Source organism: Bifidobacterium primatium, from assembly GCF_002802875.1.
In the GTDB taxonomy this organism is placed as follows: Bacteria; Actinomycetota; Actinomycetes; order Actinomycetales; family Bifidobacteriaceae; genus Galliscardovia; species Galliscardovia primatium.
In genome coordinates this window covers 389,402-407,095 of record NZ_PEBI01000001.1, presented here as the reverse complement: position 1 = coordinate 407,095, position 17,694 = coordinate 389,402, and the positions used below count along the sequence as shown (strand labels likewise).

Below are 17,694 nucleotides of genomic sequence, written 5' to 3'. Positions count from 1 at the left end.
CATCGTCCGCAGGGATGATATTCGGGGGCGATTTGGAGAAAACCCTGCAATCTCTTAACCTTTTGGAAGGTTCGTCTGCAAGGGGCAATGCTGTTAGCACCTAATATCCAGACTGTCAAGTTCATGAAACGTTTGACGGCGCAATGTTTCGTCGACGGCTTGTGGCCGTCATCTGCGCTGGTTATCATCGTTTTTTGGTATTGAACAACCAAGGAGTGATTCGTAATGAAACATGCCGCTCATAAGGCACGCGGCGCCCAGCGCGTCAACAGCGCTGTGACCGCTCGTGTACGTGAGATGCGCGCGGCGCATACCGCCGCCGTGGTGTATGCGAATACCCCGATGGCCCTCGTGCCCGAGGTGGCCAAGGCGATGAACGCCTCCGTGCCGCGCACCCGCAGGGCCATTCGCCAGGCCGCCAGGCAGCAGGCCCACAAGAAGCAGTTCATCACCGCTTCGGCTTTCGCATTGCTGGCCGCCACGGCGGGAAGCCTCACCTACGCTTCCACCGCGAACTCAGCCAATCTTCCCACCGCCGACAAGGGCGGCACCACGCTGGTCGCCGACTCCATGGCATCCGCCGATGCCGCGGAATCGGCCACGACCCAGGTCTCCCGCTCCGAGGAGCGCTCCGCCACGACGCAGGCCGCGGCCAGCGACTCCGCCCAGTGGAGCCTTTCCTCCGCCACCGATTCGCTTGACGCCTCGCAGATGTCGAAGTCCAAGGCGAACAACGCCAAGGTCGCCGCGTTCATGGACCGCGACGGCGACGCCGTTCCCGCCGGCTTCAACCCCAACCACGACACCGGCGACACCGGCAACGCCTACGCGTTCTCCCAGTGCACCTGGTGGGCCTACACCCGCCGTCACCAGCTCAATCTGCCGGTCGGCTCCTACTTCGGCGACGGCGCCATGTGGGCGGATTCCGCCCGCGCCCACGGCTACTGGGTGGACAACACCCCCCGCGTCGGCGATGTGATGGTCTTCCAGCGCGGCCAGGAGGGCGCCAGCGCCCAGTACGGCCACGTGGCCATCGTCGAGAAGGTCAACGCCGACGGCAGCGTGACCACCAGCGAGTGCGGCGCCACCTACAACGGCAAGCCGTTCAGCCGTACGTTCAAGAACGTTCACGACTTCCAGTACATCCACTACTGACCGTCATCGACGACCCCCGCGCCCGTGGCGCGCGGGTCGTTTTCATTTCCCGTCCCTCGGGGTCATCGTCCTAGTAGGGGGAGGGGTTGTCAGGTTTTTTCCAGATATGTGAGTAAGATTTCGAAATGATGATGAAAGCACGTAAACCCATTGCCATTCTTGCCGCTGCGATTGCGGCCGCTACGATGTCCGCGGCGCTTGTCGCCCCGGCCGCCGGCGCTTCCGAAAGCGAACCGGTCACGTCGTCCCGTTCGTTCAAGGGCCAGCAGTCCCGCAGCGCCGATCTGCTGAAGGAATCCACGTCGGTCGAGGTCAAGGACAACGCCAACTATGGCGGCATCGAGTCCCTGAATGTTCCGAAGACCGAGTCCAAGGCCGAAAAGGAGGCCAAGGCGAAGGCCGAGGCCGAGAAGAAGGCCCAGGAGGAGGCCGCCAAGCAGGCCGCCGCTCAGGAGGCCGCCGCCCAGTCGGCGTCCCGTTCGAGCGAGCGCACCTCGACGTCCGAATCCTCCTCGACCGGTGCCTCCTCGTCGACCGCCGACGCCGGCAGCGTGACCGTTCCGGCCGGCTCCGACTTCGTCAAGCGCGCCCTCGCCGTCATCGGCTCCGGATACCAGCCCTCCGGCTATGTGTGGACCGGCAGCACGAGCACGTCCTCGTTCACCTGCTCCGGTCTTGTCGACTTCGCCCTCGGCTATCCGTCCAACTCCAACTGGCCCGAGAAGTACTACGCCATGGTCTCCAACAAGACCACCGACATCTCCCAGCTGAAGTACGGCGATCTGGTCTTCTTCCACTACGCCGGCCGTTCCCCGGGTCATGTGGGCATCTACCTCGGCAACGGCATGATGGTCGATTCCGCCCCCGGCGGCGGCGTTCAGGTCCGTGGCATCGGTTCGTCCTTCATGGGTGGCGGCACGCTCTGAGCGAAACCCGTGCTTTCGCAGAAACCCCAGTCGATTACGGCTGGGGTTTTCTCGTATTTTCGCATATGTGATGCTTTGTTCGGGCTCGTCTGCTAGGGTCGAAAACGATGATTACACCACATAAATCCATTGCCATGCTTTCCGCAGCCATTGCGACGACCATGCTTTCCGCGGCCATTGTGGTTCCGGCCGCGAGCGCTTCCGAGGCCGAAGAGCCCGTCACGTCGTCCCGTTCGTTCAAGGGGCAGGAGTCCCGCAACGGCAGCCTGCTGAAGGAATCGACATCCATCGACGTCGATTCCGAGGCCGACTACGGCGGCATCGAATCGCTGAACGTTCCGAAGACCGAGTCCAAGGCCGAAAAGGAGGCCAGGGCGAAGGCCGAGGCCGAGAAGAAGGCCGAGGCCGAGAAGAAGGCCGAGCAGCAGGCCGAAAAGGCCGCAGCCGAGGCCGTGTCCCGTGCGGCGGAGCGTTCGTCGTCCTCTTCCTCTTCCGCGTCCTCGAGTTCTTCCTCGGCGGCCGTCTCCACGCCGGCAAGCGCCGACGCGAGCGCGCTGCTGAGCTATGCGGCCACGTTCATGGGCCCGCATCCGTACGTCGTCGGCGGCGTCGACCCGAACACCGGCTGGGACTGCTCCGGCTTCGTGCAGGTCGTCTTCGCCAAGGCCGGCATCGCCGTGCCGCATTCCTCCCATGCCCTGACGACGTTCGGCACCACGGTCTCCGAATCCGAGGCCCGTCCCGGCGACATCGTCGCCCGTCCCGGCCACGCCGCCATCTACATGGGCAACGGCAAGATCATCCACATGACGTTCACCGAGGTGACCATCTCCGACCTGACGCCCGGCTGGATGGGCGGCGGCGGATACACCTTCCACCGCGTGATGTGACGCCGCCGGGCCGTCGGCGTTCCATGCGGATACCGACCGAACCGGCCGTCGCAGAAGGATTCCCGGGCGTTCCCCGACCATGGTCGAGGGAGCGCCTTTTCGTATTCCCGGCGTTACGCGTTTCGCGAATGTTGGTTCCCCGTTTTGCCGATTTCGACGCTATCCTAGTCAAGTAGGAGCCATGCACAGGCGCATGGATTCCCCGACCTACTAGGGAGGAACATCATGACTGTCAATGAAAAGGCCATTCTTGTAGGTGTAGACGGTTCGGATGCCAGCTACAAGGCCACGTGGTGGGCGGCAAACTACGCCAAGCACGCCGGTCTGACTCTGCAGATTGTCTGCGCATACTCGCTGCCCAGCTATGCGGCGGTATCATTCGACGCCACATACACCGCCATGGGGGATGACAATGTGGCGCACACCGATGCGCAGGAGATTCTTTCCAAGGCGAAGGCCATCGCGGACGAGCAGGGCGTCGAGGCCGCCACGCTGATCGTCACGGGCGACCCGAGCTCCGTGTTCGTCGAGCTTTCCCGCAACTACAACCTCATCGTCATCGGCAACCGCGGCAAGGGCGGTCTGGCCGAGCGCCTGCTCGGCACCACGAGCTCCAGCCTGCCGGCCTACGCGTACTGCCCGATCGTGGTGGTGCCGTACACCGACGACGACGGCAACCTCATGCACCTGAACAACACCATCACCAAGGTGGTCGTCGGCTCCGACGAATCCAAGTGGGGTCTCAAGGCCCTGGACATCGCCGCCAACTTCGCCCACCAGTGGGGCGCCAAGCTCACGGTGATGTCGGCGGTGCCGAGCTTCGGCGGCATGGGCATGTTCGCGTCCGGCGGCTCCGGCGGCACCGAGGCCAACAGCATCATGGAATCCTATCTGGAGGATCTCGACGTGCGCATCGCGCCGATTCAGGAGAAGTACCCCGACCTGGTCATCGCCAAGTCCGTGGTGCCCGGCTCGGCCGTCACCGCGCTGACCGAGGCAAGCCACGCCAGCGACGTGGTCGTCGTGGGCTCCCGCGGCCGCGGCGGCTTCACCGGTCTGATCCTCGGCTCCACCAGCCAGGGGTTGCTGCAGCATTCGGTCAGCCCCGTGTACGTGGTGCCGCGCAAGTACGTGGAGGCCGCGGAGTCGCGTCTCGACACCGTGCCGGCATCGCCCGCCGAAGTGCCGACCAAGCCGCTCGACGACATCGAGGGCGTGCAGAAGGTCACCGTGCCGACGGCCGACGACGCCACCGTGCACGATATCGAGGCCACCATCGACCCCGAGCACAAGGCATAGGGTCTATAACGGCTTATATATGACGAAAGCCCCCTCCGGCGAGGGGGCTTTCATATGCGCGCATGAACGACGGAGGCTACTCCTTGATGTCGATGGCGAGGCTCACCGGGGTCTCGCGCTCGTACGTGTGCTGCACGGTGCAGCCCTTCTCGATGTGACGGCGCACACGCTCCTTGAGGTCGTCGACCTGCGCCTTGCGCAGACCGGCCTCGGAGGCGTCGATCTCCACCTTCTCGCTGAAGTCGCTGTAGGCGTTGTGCTTCGCGTCGGCGGTGCCGTCCACGGTGATCGTCGCGCCGGCGCCCTCGCCCAGCGCCCGCTCCACCGCGAACTGGCTGCTCAGCGCGGCACAGCCCGCCAGGGCCACCTTCATCAGGTCGCCGGGGGTGAACAGGCCCTTGCCCTTGCCGAACTTGATGTGGGCGCCGTCCTCCGAACGGGCGTCCCAGGAGCCGTCCTTGTTGCGCTCTACCCAAATACGCTTGCCCATGTCTTCCTCCTTGTGGTGGATATCATTGCCGATACCAATGTAACCCGTACCGTAGGGCATTGCCGGTAAGCGCTCAGAGGGATCATGCGCCGTCGAGACCCGCGTCGCGCCGCGGCCTGCCGCTAGACTGGTGGGCATGGCTTTGACTCAAGAACAGCTCGACGACATCCGCGCGGCGATCCCCGCCCGGCCCGAGACCGACATCCCCATGCCGTACGAGGACCTGGTGCGCAGGATCCTCACCGAGGGCACGCTCAAATCCGACCGCACCGGCACCGGCACCATCTCCCTCTTCGGCCAGCAGATGCGGTTCGACCTCAAGGACGCGTTCCCGCTGCTCACCACCAAGACCGTGTACTTCAAGGGCGTGGCCTACGAACTGCTGTGGTTCCTCAAGGGCTCCAGCAATGTGCGTTGGCTGCAGGAGCACAATGTGCACATCTGGGACGAATGGGCCGACGCCGACGGCAACCTCGGTCCGGTCTACGGCGTGCAGTGGCGCAGCTGGCCGGCCCCCACTCCCGACGACCCGAACCGCACCATCGACCAGATCGCCAACGTGATGGACCTCATCAAGCACCATCCCGACTCGCGCCGCATGATCGTCTCGGCATGGAACCCCGCCGAGGTGGAGAACATGGCGCTGCCGCCCTGCCACGCGCTCTTCCAGTTCTACGTGGCCGACGGCAGACTGAGCTGCCAGCTCTACCAGCGCAGCTGCGACATGTTCCTCGGCGTGCCGTTCAACATCGCCTCGTATTCGCTGCTCACGCTCATGATGGCGCAGCAGGCCGGCCTCGAGCCCGGCGAATTCGTCTGGACGGGCGGCGACTGCCACGTCTACGACAACCACATCGACCAGGTGCTCGAACAGCTTGGCCGCGAGCCGTATCCGTATCCGACGATCGACATCCGCAAGGCCGATTCGATCTTCGACTACGATTACGACGACTTCACCATCGTCGGCTATCGTCATCATCCCGCCATCAAGGCGCCGGTCGCCGTCTGACGCGGCGACGGCGTCGATGGCCGGGGAAATGGTCTATGACCTTGGTCTACAATGCGTAAGACCGCAAATGAAGGGGCCGCGGCCCGGCCGGCATGCATCGCCGGCCGCCGTCGGCCGCGAACACACGATAAACATGGTATCGAAGGAGCTTCGAAATGGAGCATGACAGTAGCCGCAGCGGCTATCACGAACCCAAGCCCGGTTCTGCCGGGCGTTACGAGGAGGAGCTGGCGAACGAGGACCTGCATGATGACGGTCTGCGCCCGATTCGCGTGAACCTCATCTGGGCACAGGCCCGTTCCAAGGACGGTCGCGAGGGCGCGATCGGCTTCGAGGGCGGCATGCCCTGGCATCTTTCCGAGGATCTCAAGCGATTCAAGGATCTGACGATCTCCCATCCGGTCATCATGGGCCGCAGGACGTGGGAGTCGCTGGGGGAGAAGTACCGTCCGCTGCCGAACCGCGACAACATCGTCATCTCGCACGACGACCGTTATCGCGCCGCCGGCGCCACGGTCATGGACAATCTCGAGGACGCGCTCGACCTGGCCCGTCAGGAATCCATCCCCGACGACGGCATCGAACGCAACGAGCTGTGGGTGATCGGCGGCGCGCAGATCTTCAAGGAGGCGCTGCCGTTCGCATCGAAGGCGTACGTCACCGAGATCGACGCCGAGTTCGACGCCGACACCTTCGCCCCTCCGCTGAAGGACTACGTCGAGGCGGGCCTGTGGGAGGTCGCCGGACAGACCGGCTGGATGAAGCCGGCCAAGGCCGAAGGCATCCGACGCTACCGCTTCGTCAACTACGAAAGGAAGTCATGAGCGATTCCGCGCACAAGTACACCGTGATGACCGTCTGCACCGGCAATATCTGCCGCTCTCCCATGGCGGAGATCATCCTCCGGCACTTCATCGAGGAACGCGGGCTCGACGACCGCGTGCGGGTGCTGTCGAGCGCCGTCAGCGACGAGGAGCACGGCAATCCCATCGACCGCCGTGCGCAGAAGGTGCTTCGCGAACGCGGATACGTCGTGAACCCGAACCATTTCGCGCATCGCATCACGCGCAGGGAAATCGAGGAGACCGACCTGTTCCTGCCCATGACGGCCTCGCACATGCATTCCCTGCTGCGTCAGCTGCCGGCGGGCAAGCGTGCCGAAGTGCACATGTACCGCAGCTTCGATCCGAACCTGCCGACGCCCAAGCCCGGCCATGAGGACGAGATCGACCTGGTGGACCCGTGGTACGGCGGTCCGCGCGAATTCGACGTGGCCATCGACCAGATCGAGGAGGTCGCACCGTACATCGTCGATTGGATCGAAACGCAGATCTGAGGGCCTGAGGCCGAGACCGTAGAGACCGTATGTTGGGCCGAAATTCCCGAACCGGATGATTCATGTGTCTTGCTGCCGTTTTCCCAGCTGAAAACGGCAGCAAGACCGTAGATCGTGGGTATCGTGGATTTCGGCCCGTTTTTTTGCGTCTTTCCCATGACTGGCCGGCTCGATATGGAAAATCCCCGGTCGGGCATTGCCCGCCGGGGATTCCGCTGGTGGCTCCGAACGGCGTCGATCCGTTGACCTAGCGATTTTCAGTCGCTCGCTCTACCAACTGAGCTACAGAGCCATGAATAATGTAAAACCCGGCCAAACCGGGTTTCAATCATCCAAGCGACTCCGACCGGACTTGAACCGGCGACCTCCGCCGTGACAGGGCGGCGCTCTAACCAACTGAGCTACGGAGCCATCTTGCTGTCTGCTGTGCAGGCAACGAATGTATATATTACACAGGTCTGTGAATGACGCAACTTCGGTGTGGCCTTCGGCGTGTCGCAGGTGTTCTGCGGTGGGATATGCGACCTCAATATCGTTGATATTCCGTGAATTTTGGCGGATTTGCGAGTCTTTGGCATATGTGGAGGAGCAAAATCGGCGGTTTGGCGAAACGGTGGGCCCGCAAAGCCGATTTTTGTATGGCCGAGGCCCCGCCATGTCGGGGTTGTCGTCATCTGGATTTGCGTTATACTGAAGATGTTAGAAAAAGTAACAAAAACGAGCAAAAATTAACATCTCGATATCCGGCCGCTCGATGACCGAGTGGGCCGATGTCGACGATCTTCGCTCATTGTAATAGGAAGGAACACCATGACTGTTCTGGTCACTGGAGGCTGCGGCTATATCGGCGCACATGTGGTCCACGCCCTGCATCAGGCCGGTGAGAAGGTCGTCGTCGTCGACGATCTGAGCTACGGCAAGCCCACCCGCATCGAGGGCTCGCGTCTGTACGGCATGGATATCTCCGCGCCCGGCGCCGGCGAGCGTCTCGCCGAGATTCTCGACGCCGAGGACGTCGACGCCGTCATCCACTTCGCCGCCCGCAAGCAGGTCGGCGAGTCCGTGGAGAAGCCGCTGTGGTACTACCAGCAGAACATCGGCGGCATGCTCAATGTGCTCACCGGCATGAGCAAGTCCGAGAAGACCCGCAAGCTCGTCTTCTCCTCCTCCGCCGCCACCTACGGCGTGCCGCCGGTCGACGTGGTGCCCGAGGACGTCGTGCCGATGCTGCCCATCAACCCGTACGGTCAGACCAAGCTGTTCGGCGAGTGGATGGCCCGCGCCTGCGAGGAGCGCTACGGCATCCGCTTCTGCGCCCTGCGCTACTTCAACGTCGCCGGCTGCGGCCCCGTCGAACTCGAGGATCCGGCCATCCTCAACCTCATCCCTATGCTGCTCGACCGCCTGAAGAAGGGCAAGGCCCCGCTTATCTTCGGCGACGACTACCCGACCCCGGATGGCACCTGCGTGCGCGACTACATCCACGTCTCCGACCTGGCCGACGCCCACCTCGCCGCCCTGAAGTACCTCGACCGTGACGAGCGCAAGTACGACGCCTTCAACGTCGGCACCGGCGAAGGCACCTCCGTGCGCCAGATCGTCGACGAGCTCAAGAAGGTCACCGGCCTGCCGTTCGAGGAGCACGTGCAGGGCCGCCGCGCCGGCGACCCGCCGCACCTGATCGGTTCGCCGAAGCGCATCAACGAGGAGATGGGCTGGCACGCCAAGTACGACGTGGAGGACATCGTCGAATCCGCATGGCGTGCATGGCAGGCCAACCCCGAGCATCACATCGACGTCGAGAACTGGAAGCAGACCGACTGACGTTCGACGCCTCGTCCTCGTCTTCCGTATGCACGGGCCGTCCGGATATCACCGGACGGCCCGTATTCGTATGCCTTCGGTATCGTGTAGTCAGACACAACGTATGACATACCAATCCCGACAAGCGAAACGGAGCATCGATGAGCGAGACGACGAACACCGTACCTGACGAATACCGCGCGGTCGAAGGCGCGATGCCGGGAACGGCCGGGCCGGGGCGCCGCCGCGAGCTCATGTCGTTCGTGCGCCGCTCCTCCCGTCTCGACAAGCGACTCCAGAAGGCGTGGGACTCCTACGCGGGGGAGTATCTGCTCGAACTGCCCGAATACGAGCATCGCGAGCTCTCCATCGCACTCGACTTCCGGTTCGACGCCGACTTCGCGGCGCGTACGTGGGGCAACGACCATCCGCTGATCGTCGAGATCGGCACCGGCCAGGGCGAGAACATCGTCGCCGCCGCGCAGGCCCGTCCCGACGTGAACTTCCTCGCCCTCGAGGTATACAAGCCCGGAGTGGCCCATGCGCTGCTCAAGGCCGGTAAATACGAACTGCGCAATCTGCGCGTATGCGAGGTCAACGCGCCCGACCTCATGAAGGCCGCCGCCGACGGCCTGTTCGCCGAGGTCTGGACGTTCTTCCCCGACCCGTGGCCCAAGACCAAGCACCACAAGCGCCGCATCGTGCAGCCGGCGCTCGCCGCCGAGGTGCATCGCGCGCTGCGTGCGGGCGGCGTGTGGCGCATCGCCACCGACATCGAGGACTATGCGCTGCATGTGCACGAGGTGATGGACGGTCGCGACGACTTCGGGAACGTCGGCGGCGTGACCGTGAGCCTGCCGACCGAGCACGTGAGCAAGGGCACCGCCGACATGGCCGCGCAGCTGCCGCACGCCGACTTCGTCGAATCGGAGCGGTTCGACGGCCGTGTGCTCACCAACTTCGAAAGGAAGGGCATCGACGCTGGTCGAGTGATTCACGACTTCACCTATCGCGCCGTGTGACCGTTCCCGTTCGTCGGGGTGGTCCAACCAAGGGGAACCGTTGCGTACGTACGGTTCCCCTTCGTCGTCGATGGCCGGACAACACGGAATCGGGCGAGACGTACGGTTCCTGTTCGTCGCGGGACATGCGGCGAAAGGGAACCGCACCTTGGTCTCGGTTCCTGTTGGTTATGGGGGAGTGGGCGGACGGGAAGCGTGGGTATGCTTGGTTCCTGTTCGTCATATGCGTGTGAACGGATGGGAATTGCGGGACGTTTTCGGTTCCTGTTGGTTGAGTGGGCGTGGTGGAGCGCTTGGAAAACGTTGGGATTGCAGCGTTTTAGTGAGATGGGACAACTGCGACACGCCGGGAGTTGCGCGATGTGGGTCGCTCCCGTAATATCAATCGAGTTGTTCGCCCCCGTCGTCTAACGGTTAGGACATCAGACTTTCAATCTGACAACGAGAGTTCGACTCTCTCCGGGGGTACTTCAGCCGCAAGGCTGATAGACAACGAATGGCTCCGTAGCTCAGTTGGTTAGAGCGCCGCCCTGTCACGGCGGAGGTCGCCGGTTCAAGTCCGGTCGGAGTCGCTTGGATGATTGAAACCCGGTTTGGCCGGGTTTTACATTATTCATGGCTCTGTAGCTCAGTTGGTAGAGCGAGCGACTGAAAATCGCTAGGTCAACGGATCGACGCCGTTCGGAGCCACCAGCGGAATCCCCGGCGGGCAGTGCCCGACCGGGGATTTTCCATATCTCGGCCGGAGGGGGAGCAAAATCTGACAACAAAGCCCGATGTCGTCGTCGCGACGATGGGGCGAGGGATATGGGGTCGTCACGATGTGGGATGGAATTCATTATGGGCGAACGATATGTGGGATATCGCGGCCTAAAAATGTCATCGATTGCAATATGTCCCATATATAGGGATTCTTTATAATATTTTGGGAGCGCTCACGGGTTTTCGTTCCAAGTGGCGGTACGATAAAAACGTTGGCAACGCCATGACGGGGTTGCCTGACCGAATACACAGACTGAATACACAGACGGTAAGTCAAAGGAGAACGTCTCATGGTCTACAGGATGATTTTCAACCAGACGGCATACTTCGGCCGCGGCGCGATCAAGGAGATCCCCGAGGTCGCCAGGAAGCACGGCTTCAAGAAGGCGTTCATCGTCACCGATCCGGTGCTGCTGGAGACCGGCACCGCGAAGAAGGTCACCGACGTGCTCGATGCCGCCGGCCTGCCGTACGAGGTGTTCGACAACGTCAAGCCGAACCCGCCGGTCGAGTGCATCCAGGACGGCGTGCTGCGCTTCAAGGCCTCCGGCGCCGACTTCCTCATCGGCCTGGGCGGCGGCTCGCCGCAGGACACCTGCAAGGGCATCGGCATCATCACCGCGAACCCGGAGTTCGGCGACGTGCTTTCGCTCGAGGGCCTGGCCGACACGAAGAACCCGAGCGTGCCGATCTTCGGCGTGCCGACCACCGCCGGCACCGCCTCCGAGACGACCATCAACTACGTGATCACCGACACGAAGAACAAGCGCAAGTTCGTGGCCGTCGACCCGCACGACATCCCGATCGTCGCGTTCGTGGACCCCGACCTGACCGACTCCATGCCGCGCGGCCTCAAGGTCGCCACGGGCCTGGACGCCCTGACGCACGCCATCGAGGGCTTCATCACCCCGGGCGCCTGGAGCCTGTCCGACTGCCTTTCCATGCAGACCATCCGCATGATCGCGAAGAACCTCGCCAAGAGCGCCGACGGCGACGTGCCGGCCGGCGAGCAGATGGCCTACGCGTCCTACATCACCGGCATGGCCTACTCGAACGTCGGCCTCGGCCTGGTGCACGGCATGGCCCACCCGCTGGGCGGCCGCCTGGGAGTGGCCCACGGTGTGGCCAACGGCATCCTGCTGGCCCCGGTCATGGAGTACAACAAGGACTACACGGGCGAGAAGTTCCGCGACATCGCCGACGCGTTCGGCGTGGCCGACGCCTACACGGCCGACATCGAGTCCGTGCGCGAGGCCGCGGTGCAGGCCGTGCACAAGCTGACCGTGGACCTGAAGAACCCGACCACCATCAGCGAGGTGGGCGCCACCGAGGCCGACCTCGAGCCGCTGGCCCATGACGCGTTCAACGACGTGTGCACGCCGGGCAACCCGCGCAAGGCCACCGAGGAGGACATCCTCGCCATCTACAAGAGCCTCATGTGATGCCCGCGCTCCATTAAGGGATTCCATTAAAAGACAAGGCTCCCCGCGAAGAAACCGCGGGGAGCCTTTGCCGTATGAGCAGGTGAACCGCCGAGTCTACTCGTGTTTCTCGTCGTATTCCTCGTCGGTGGGGGTCTCATCGTAGAGTTCGCGGCCCTCCTTCTCGGCGAGTTCCATCTGCTCGTTGATCCACGCGGCCTCGGCCGGATTGATGTCGGCCGTGTCCAGCACCTTCTGCCACACGGGGTAGAACATGTGCATCACCGGATACATGGCCGTGAACAGGATCTCCGGCTTGTGCTTGCGCCAATGCTGCGGATGGGCGTCGAACGTGTTCTTGAAGCGTCGCATGTAGTTGCGGAACGAGCCCAGCGACGTATCCATGCGGCGTGCGCTCATGCCGGCGATCATGCGCGGCGAGTACACGGTCTTGAGGCCCTTGCCGATCAGATGCAGCGACACGTCGATGTCCTCATGCATCACGTCGGCCTTGTCCCGGCACACCTCGTCGGCGATCTGGCGCCATGCGCTGGCGCGCACCGCCATGTTCGAACCGAACAGCAGCGGCTGGCCGCCGTCGGCGCGGTAGATGCGCTTGCGGATGGAGTTGTCGCCCTTGAGGCCGAACCGGCGCGACGGCATGTCGTAGTACATGACCGGTCCGGTCGCGCCCATCGCGGACGGGTCCTCGGTGAAGATTCCGGTGACGACTTCCACCCAGTCGGGCTTGATCATGCAGTCGGCGTCGAACCGGCCGAGGATGTCGCCGGTCGCATGGTTGAGTCCGTAGTTGCGGGTCGGAATCAGGCCCTGCTCGTCGTTCTGGTCGAGCAGGATCACGTTGTCGTCGGGATGGTCCCTGATGAACTGCTCGACGATGGCGGCGGTGTTGTCGGTGGATCGGTTGTTGACCACGATCACTTCATGGGGTCGCACGGTCTGCCGCGTGGCGTTGAGCAGGCAGTCGGCGATTCGCTCTTCTTCATTCCATGCCGGAATCACAATCGAAACGGTAAGCACACTTCAACCATACGCGGGGCCGAGGATTCGAACATCGGCGGCGTTCGGTTCCCGGCATGTTCCCCATGCGTTCCCCATGCGTTCCCCATGCGGTCGCGCGGGACTGTTCGCCGGCCGCGATGCCGTTGTCATCTCTCGTGGGAATAATGGCGTCTATGAGTGAACGGCAGGATGAACGTTTCGATCTCGCGGCGGTGTTCCCCGACAAGGGCGATCCGCGGCGGCCCCCCGAATGGTACGGCAGGGGCCTGCTGTATGCGGCGATCGCCGTGTTCGCCTCGATTTTCGTGTGGAACACGTGGGACAAGATCAGCTCGATAGTCCTCTATATCGTCATATCGATGTTCATCGCCCTGGCCGTCGAGCCGGTGGTGCGTTGGCTCATCAGTCACGGCTGGCGACGCGGCGTGGCCTCGGGCGTCACCCTGGTCTCGCTGGTCGTCATTCTCGCGGGGCTGCTCACGCTGTTCGGCAACATGTTCGTCCAGCAGCTCGTCGGCATGGTCAAAAGCCTGCCGGGACTGTATTCGCAGATCGTCGACGTCGTCGAACGGCAGTTCCACACGAAGCTCGATCTGGAATCGCTGGGCATGGAGGTGTTCAAGAGCATCCAGACGAGCACCGTCACCGATTTCGCCAACCGTGCGCTGAGCACCACGTTCTCGCTGCTCAACGCCCTGCTCGGCATCATGACCGTCATGCTCGTGACGTACTACATCTCCGCCGCGTTCCCCGCCATGCGTCGCAGCCTGTGCCAGTGGGTCGCGCCGAAAAGCCAGGAGCGATTCCTCGTGGTGTGGACGGTCGTGCAGGACCAGATCTCGAACTTCCTGTACAGCCGCATCATCCTCGCGGCGATCTCCAGCGTTTGCATGTCCATCTTCATGATGAGCCTCGATATCCCGTACTGGCTGCCGCTCTCCATATTCTGCGGCCTCATATCGCAGTTCATCCCCACCGTCGGCACGTATATCGGCGGCGCGCTGCCGGTCGTCTCCGCGTGGGGCACGAACGGCATCAAATACGCGCTGTTCGTGCTCATCTACATCGTCGTGTACCAGCAGATCGAGAACCTCATCCTCTCGCCGGCGATCTCGCAACGAACCATGGACCTCAACCCGGCCATCGCCTTCCTCGCCGTACTGGCGCTCGGCTCCGTGTTCGGCGCGCTTGGCGCGTTCCTCGCCCTGCCGCTGACGGCCAGCTTCCAGGCCATCTTCAAGGCCTACACCAAGCGCTACGAGCTCATCGACTCGCCGTTGCTCTCCGACCCGACGCCGGTGAAGAAGTCGCCGATGGTCAAGAGCGTGGAGGCGTTCAACGAGCATGTGGTCAAGCCGGTGAGCGACCATATGCCGCGCGCCGCCAAGGGGTCGAGCACCCGCGTGCGCGTGCATGACGCCGCGGTGAGCCGCGAGCTCGAATACGCGCACAACCGGCTCGAGACCTATGCCACCAGCGAGGAGCTCGATGATTCGCGCACCGTGGCGATTCCGAAGAATGCCGTATCATCTGGTAGGGCGAACGAATGCCCCGACGGCAAGCCGGACCTCAATCCGGACGCCGGCTCCGGCGCCGAGGGCGCGGAGCGCGATGACAGGGACGATACAGACGACAATATGGACAATGATGGCGCCGCCGGCACCGACACCGGCCGCAGCGCCAGGGAGGAGTGGCGCTAGATGGCCTTGCTTGCCTTCATCGACGTACTGCTGGGCGTGCTGGGAACCGTCGGCATGATCTACCAGGTGGTGTGCGTGCTGGCGTCGTTCGTGGCCAAGCCGCAGAAGTTCCCCGAGGCGCCGCGGAACAAGCGCTACGCCGTGCTGATTTCCGCGCGAAACGAGCAGAACGTCGTCGGCAACCTCATCGACTGCATCCACAACCAGTCGTATCCGAGTGAGCTCATCGACATCTGGATGGTGGCCGACAACTGCACCGACGACACGGCCGGGCTCGCGCGCAGCAAGGGCTGTCATGTGATCGAACGCTTCGACCAGACGCAGATCGGCAAGGGCTATGCGCTTACGTTCCTGCTCAACCACATGATCGACTCCGGCGCCAGCAAGCAGTATGATGCGTTCTTCGTGTTCGACGCCGACAACAAGCTCGACAAGGAATACTTCGCGCAGATGAACAACGCGTTCCAGTCGGGCTTCCGTATCCTCACCAGCTTCCGCAACTCCGTGAACTTCGACGACAACTGGGTGTCGTCCGGCTCCGCGCTGTGGTTCGTGCGAGAATCCCGCTTCCTCAACAGCTCGCGCATGATCTTCGGCTCCAGCTGCCATGTGGGCGGCACCGGATTCATGTTCTCCCGCGAGATCATGGAGCGCAACAGCGGATGGAAGTTCCATCTGCTCACCGAGGACCTCGAATTCACCATGGACTCGATTCTGCACGGCGACCGCATCGGCTACTGTGGCACCGCCATCCTGTACGACGAGCAGCCGGTGACGTTCAAGCAGAGCTGGAGGCAGCGTCTGCGCTGGTCGCGCGGCTTCCTGCAGGTGTTCCGCTACTACGGCCCCGCCCTCGTGCGGCGCGCCATCAAGGAGCGCGACTTCTCCTGCGTGGACCTGACGCTGCTGATCTGCCCCTTCACCGCGCTGTCGGTGATCCGCACCGTGCTCGCCGGCGTGTTCATCGCACTGGGCTTCGTCTCGCTGCAAAGCCAGCTCGACTCCATGAACTTCTGGATCGTCGGCGGCGTGGCCTCCGTATTGGGCATGATGCTGCTCGCCGCCATCACCTGCATCGCCGAGCGCGACAAGATCGACGCCACGAACAAGGAGCTCGTGGCCTACTGCCTGAGCTTCCCCATCTACCTGCTGAGCTACATCCCCATCTCCTTCCAGGCCATGTTCTCCAAGCCGGGCTGGAAGCCCATCGAGCACCGCGGACGCTGACGGCGACAAGGACGGCGGCAGGAATGGCGGTAAGCTGTTGAAGGATTCGCGCGTGGGCCGTGAGGTTCCACGCGCGGCCATATGAACGCAATGGACGAAATGAGGCAGGATCCGTGACCGCAGTGGCATCCGACCAGAGGAACGTTTCGGGGGAGTCCCGTCGCGCGTTGCGCGCCCGCAAGCGCATGATCGCGCAGCGCAAGCGCGTCGTGGCGGCAAGCGCCGTGGTGACGCTCGTGCTCGGCATGGGCTACGTGGCCGCCGATGCGTTCGACATCGTCCCAGGCCCGCTGACAGTCGAACCCGTCCGGACCGTGGAGTTCCCGCAGGCGACGAGCGTGGTCGCGTCGAAGCCGATGGTCGCCGAACTCAACGACGGTCCGAAGATCGACGCGGCGAAGGCCGGGTCTCTCGTCGACGCCTTCGCCAAGACGAAGGGCGTGGGCAACGACTACTCGCTGGTCATCGCCGACGCGCAGGGCAATCCCATCGTGCAGCGCAACCAGGGCACGCCGCGCGAGCCCGCCTCGACCATGAAGACGATGACGGCGTTCGCCGCATCCAACGCGCTCGACATGTCGTCCACGCTCGACACCGAGGTGTATCTGGCCGACGGCGGCGCCGAACAGGGCGACGGCAGCGTACGCATCGTGCTCAAGGGCAACGGCGACATGCTGCTCGGCTCCGGGGCAAGCGACGCCTCGCATGTGAACGGCCGCGCCGGCGTGACCACCCTGGTGCAGCGCACTGCCGCCGCGCTCAAGGCCAAGGGCGTCACCGCGGTGTCGGTCGCATACGACGACTCGCTCTTCGGCACGAAGCGATTCCCCGACACCATCTCCAGCAACAACGGCGGCAACGACATGCTCTATGCGGCGCCGATGTCGTCGATGGCCATCGACGAGGCCCGCAACTGGAGCGGCACGACCAAGCCGAGCAACCCCGACGTGGAATCCGCGTATCCGACCCGCTTCGCCGACGGCGCGGCCCGCGTGGCCTCCGAATTCGCCAAACAGCTCGGCAAGCAGGGCATCAAGGTCGGCGGCTCCGTCAGCCAGGGCGAGGCGCCCGACTCCGGCAAGCCCATCGCCTCGGTGAGCTCCGCCCCATTGAGCGAGATCATGTCCTTCATGCTCAAGAACTCCGACAACACCGAGGCCGAACTGTTCGGCCGGCTCACCGCGCTCAAAACCGGCGAGGAGAACTCGCCCGAAGGCGCCGCGACTGCGGTGAGGAAGGCCCTCGACAAGGCCGGCATCGATACCGACGGCATCGTCATCGCCGACTGCTCCGGCCTGTCCTCCGGCTCGAAGCTCACCGTCACCGCGCTCATGCAGGTGCAGGCGAAATATGCGTCGGGCGACGACGAATACGCCCCCGCCATCGAGGGCCTCGCCGTCAGCGGCCTCTCCGGCACGGCGCTGCATCGTCAGCTGCCCGGCTCCGCCGACGGTCTCATCCGGCTCAAGACCGGCACCCTCGGCGACGTGACCTCCATGACCGGCAACGTCTCGCGCACCAAGGGCGGCGTGCTCACCTTCTCGATCATCGTGAACAAGCCCGCCAACATGTGGGAGGCGATGACCGCGGTCGACACCCTCGTAGGCAAGCTTCCGGAGCTCTGATCCCCG

The 17,694-nt window shown here is 63.6% G+C and carries 15 protein-coding genes and 5 tRNA genes; 16 read left to right on the top strand and 4 right to left on the bottom strand.

Annotated features, from left to right (window positions below; translation table 11 throughout):
- The first annotated feature begins 225 nt into the window (after positions 1 to 225).
- The 4 genes from CS006_RS01595 to CS006_RS01580 all read left to right on the top strand — a co-directional run bounded on the left by CS006_RS01595 (position 226) and on the right by CS006_RS01580 (position 4,270).
- Positions 226 to 1,155, top strand: a complete 930-nt coding sequence (locus tag CS006_RS01595) for a CHAP domain-containing protein (RefSeq protein ID WP_100510034.1) — start codon at positions 226 to 228, stop codon at positions 1,153 to 1,155.
- A gap of 125 nt (positions 1,156 to 1,280) precedes the next feature.
- Complete coding sequence (locus tag CS006_RS01590) at positions 1,281 to 2,081, top strand: NlpC/P60 family protein (protein WP_133119509.1); 801 nt, start codon at positions 1,281 to 1,283, stop codon at positions 2,079 to 2,081.
- A 107-nt stretch (positions 2,082 to 2,188) separates the two neighbouring features.
- Positions 2,189 to 2,971 (top strand): C40 family peptidase, encoded by a 783-nt coding sequence (locus CS006_RS10710; RefSeq protein ID WP_165777177.1) that lies wholly within the window; start codon positions 2,189 to 2,191, stop codon positions 2,969 to 2,971.
- A gap of 225 nt (positions 2,972 to 3,196) precedes the next feature.
- On the top strand, positions 3,197 to 4,270 hold the full coding sequence (locus tag CS006_RS01580) for a universal stress protein (protein WP_100510031.1): 1,074 nt from the start codon (positions 3,197 to 3,199) through the stop codon (positions 4,268 to 4,270).
- Positions 4,271 to 4,346: 76 nt separating this feature from the next.
- Here the strand turns inward: CS006_RS01580 and CS006_RS01575 are convergent, their stop codons facing one another.
- Positions 4,347 to 4,760, bottom strand: a complete 414-nt coding sequence (locus CS006_RS01575; protein ID WP_100510030.1) for an OsmC family protein — start codon at positions 4,758 to 4,760, stop codon at positions 4,347 to 4,349.
- A 208-nt stretch (positions 4,761 to 4,968) separates the two neighbouring features.
- On the opposite strand from CS006_RS01575, the gene CS006_RS01570 reads away from it, so the two are divergent.
- The 3 genes from CS006_RS01570 (at position 4,969) to CS006_RS01560 (ending at position 7,105) form a co-directional block, all read left to right on the top strand.
- Positions 4,969 to 5,769 (top strand): thymidylate synthase, encoded by an 801-nt coding sequence (locus CS006_RS01570; RefSeq protein ID WP_243386676.1) that lies wholly within the window; start codon positions 4,969 to 4,971, stop codon positions 5,767 to 5,769.
- A gap of 155 nt (positions 5,770 to 5,924) precedes the next feature.
- Complete coding sequence (locus CS006_RS01565; protein WP_100510029.1) at positions 5,925 to 6,593, top strand: dihydrofolate reductase; 669 nt, start codon at positions 5,925 to 5,927, stop codon at positions 6,591 to 6,593.
- On the top strand, positions 6,590 to 7,105 hold the full coding sequence (locus CS006_RS01560; RefSeq protein WP_100510028.1) for a low molecular weight protein-tyrosine-phosphatase: 516 nt from the start codon (positions 6,590 to 6,592) through the stop codon (positions 7,103 to 7,105). Before CS006_RS01565 ends, CS006_RS01560 begins: the two co-directional genes overlap by 4 nt.
- Positions 7,106 to 7,321: 216 nt before the next feature.
- Here CS006_RS01560 and CS006_RS01555 read toward each other — a convergent pair.
- Positions 7,322 to 7,397, bottom strand: a tRNA-Phe gene (locus CS006_RS01555).
- A gap of 45 nt (positions 7,398 to 7,442) precedes the next feature.
- Positions 7,443 to 7,516: transfer RNA gene (locus CS006_RS01550), tRNA-Asp, on the bottom strand.
- Positions 7,517 to 7,915: 399 nt separating this feature from the next.
- On the opposite strand from CS006_RS01550, the gene galE reads away from it, so the two are divergent.
- The 6 genes from galE to fucO all read left to right on the top strand — a co-directional run bounded on the left by galE (position 7,916) and on the right by fucO (position 12,134).
- A complete protein-coding gene (gene galE / locus CS006_RS01545) occupies positions 7,916 to 8,929 on the top strand; it encodes a UDP-glucose 4-epimerase GalE (RefSeq protein ID WP_100510027.1) in 1,014 nt (337 codons plus the stop codon).
- Positions 8,930 to 9,123: 194 nt separating this feature from the next.
- Positions 9,124 to 9,930: a tRNA (guanosine(46)-N7)-methyltransferase TrmB gene (gene trmB, locus CS006_RS01540; protein WP_243386674.1), complete on the top strand. Its 807-nt coding sequence runs from the start codon at positions 9,124 to 9,126 to the stop codon at positions 9,928 to 9,930.
- 396 nt (positions 9,931 to 10,326) lie between these two features.
- A tRNA-Glu gene (locus tag CS006_RS01535) sits at positions 10,327 to 10,398 on the top strand.
- 30 nt (positions 10,399 to 10,428) lie between these two features.
- A tRNA-Asp gene (locus CS006_RS01530) sits at positions 10,429 to 10,502 on the top strand.
- 45 nt (positions 10,503 to 10,547) lie between these two features.
- Positions 10,548 to 10,623, top strand: a tRNA-Phe gene (locus CS006_RS01525).
- Between the two features lie 359 nt (positions 10,624 to 10,982).
- A complete protein-coding gene (fucO, locus tag CS006_RS01520) occupies positions 10,983 to 12,134 on the top strand; it encodes a lactaldehyde reductase (protein WP_100510025.1) in 1,152 nt (383 codons plus the stop codon).
- A gap of 96 nt (positions 12,135 to 12,230) precedes the next feature.
- Here fucO and CS006_RS01515 read toward each other — a convergent pair whose 3' ends face one another.
- Positions 12,231 to 13,154: a glycosyltransferase family 2 protein gene (locus CS006_RS01515; RefSeq protein ID WP_100510024.1), complete on the bottom strand. Its 924-nt coding sequence runs from the start codon at positions 13,152 to 13,154 to the stop codon at positions 12,231 to 12,233.
- 155 nt (positions 13,155 to 13,309) lie between these two features.
- Here CS006_RS01515 and CS006_RS01510 point away from each other — a divergent pair, with 155 nt between their 5' ends.
- From CS006_RS01510 to dacB, 3 genes are all read left to right on the top strand, one after another.
- Positions 13,310 to 14,836 (top strand): AI-2E family transporter, encoded by a 1,527-nt coding sequence (locus tag CS006_RS01510; RefSeq protein ID WP_100510023.1) that lies wholly within the window; start codon positions 13,310 to 13,312, stop codon positions 14,834 to 14,836.
- Entirely contained in the window at positions 14,837 to 16,063 is a 1,227-nt protein-coding gene (locus CS006_RS01505) for a glycosyltransferase family 2 protein (RefSeq protein ID WP_100510022.1), read from the top strand.
- Positions 16,064 to 16,176: 113 nt separating this feature from the next.
- Positions 16,177 to 17,688 (top strand): D-alanyl-D-alanine carboxypeptidase/D-alanyl-D-alanine endopeptidase, encoded by a 1,512-nt coding sequence (gene dacB / locus CS006_RS01500; protein ID WP_133119506.1) that lies wholly within the window; start codon positions 16,177 to 16,179, stop codon positions 17,686 to 17,688.
- The last annotated feature ends 6 nt before the right edge of the window (positions 17,689 to 17,694 follow it).

Coding starts and splice junctions, on each gene's coding strand:
- galE (WP_100510027.1), top strand. CDS start 7,916: ATGACTGTTCTGGTCACTGGAGGCTGCGGCTATATCGGCGCACATGTG.
- CS006_RS01505 (WP_100510022.1), top strand. CDS start 14,837: ATGGCCTTGCTTGCCTTCATCGACGTACTGCTGGGCGTGCTGGGAACC.
- CS006_RS01560 (WP_100510028.1), top strand. CDS start 6,590: ATGAGCGATTCCGCGCACAAGTACACCGTGATGACCGTCTGCACCGGC.
- fucO (WP_100510025.1), top strand. CDS start 10,983: ATGGTCTACAGGATGATTTTCAACCAGACGGCATACTTCGGCCGCGGC.
- CS006_RS01510 (WP_100510023.1), top strand. CDS start 13,310: ATGAGTGAACGGCAGGATGAACGTTTCGATCTCGCGGCGGTGTTCCCC.
- CS006_RS01565 (WP_100510029.1), top strand. CDS start 5,925: ATGGAGCATGACAGTAGCCGCAGCGGCTATCACGAACCCAAGCCCGGT.
- CS006_RS01580 (WP_100510031.1), top strand. CDS start 3,197: ATGACTGTCAATGAAAAGGCCATTCTTGTAGGTGTAGACGGTTCGGAT.
- CS006_RS01595 (WP_100510034.1), top strand. CDS start 226: ATGAAACATGCCGCTCATAAGGCACGCGGCGCCCAGCGCGTCAACAGC.
- CS006_RS01570 (WP_243386676.1), top strand. CDS start 4,969: ATGCCGTACGAGGACCTGGTGCGCAGGATCCTCACCGAGGGCACGCTC.
- trmB (WP_243386674.1), top strand. CDS start 9,124: ATGCCGGGAACGGCCGGGCCGGGGCGCCGCCGCGAGCTCATGTCGTTC.
- CS006_RS01590 (WP_133119509.1), top strand. CDS start 1,281: ATGATGATGAAAGCACGTAAACCCATTGCCATTCTTGCCGCTGCGATT.
- CS006_RS01575 (WP_100510030.1), bottom strand. CDS start 4,760: ATGGGCAAGCGTATTTGGGTAGAGCGCAACAAGGACGGCTCCTGGGAC.
- CS006_RS10710 (WP_165777177.1), top strand. CDS start 2,189: ATGATTACACCACATAAATCCATTGCCATGCTTTCCGCAGCCATTGCG.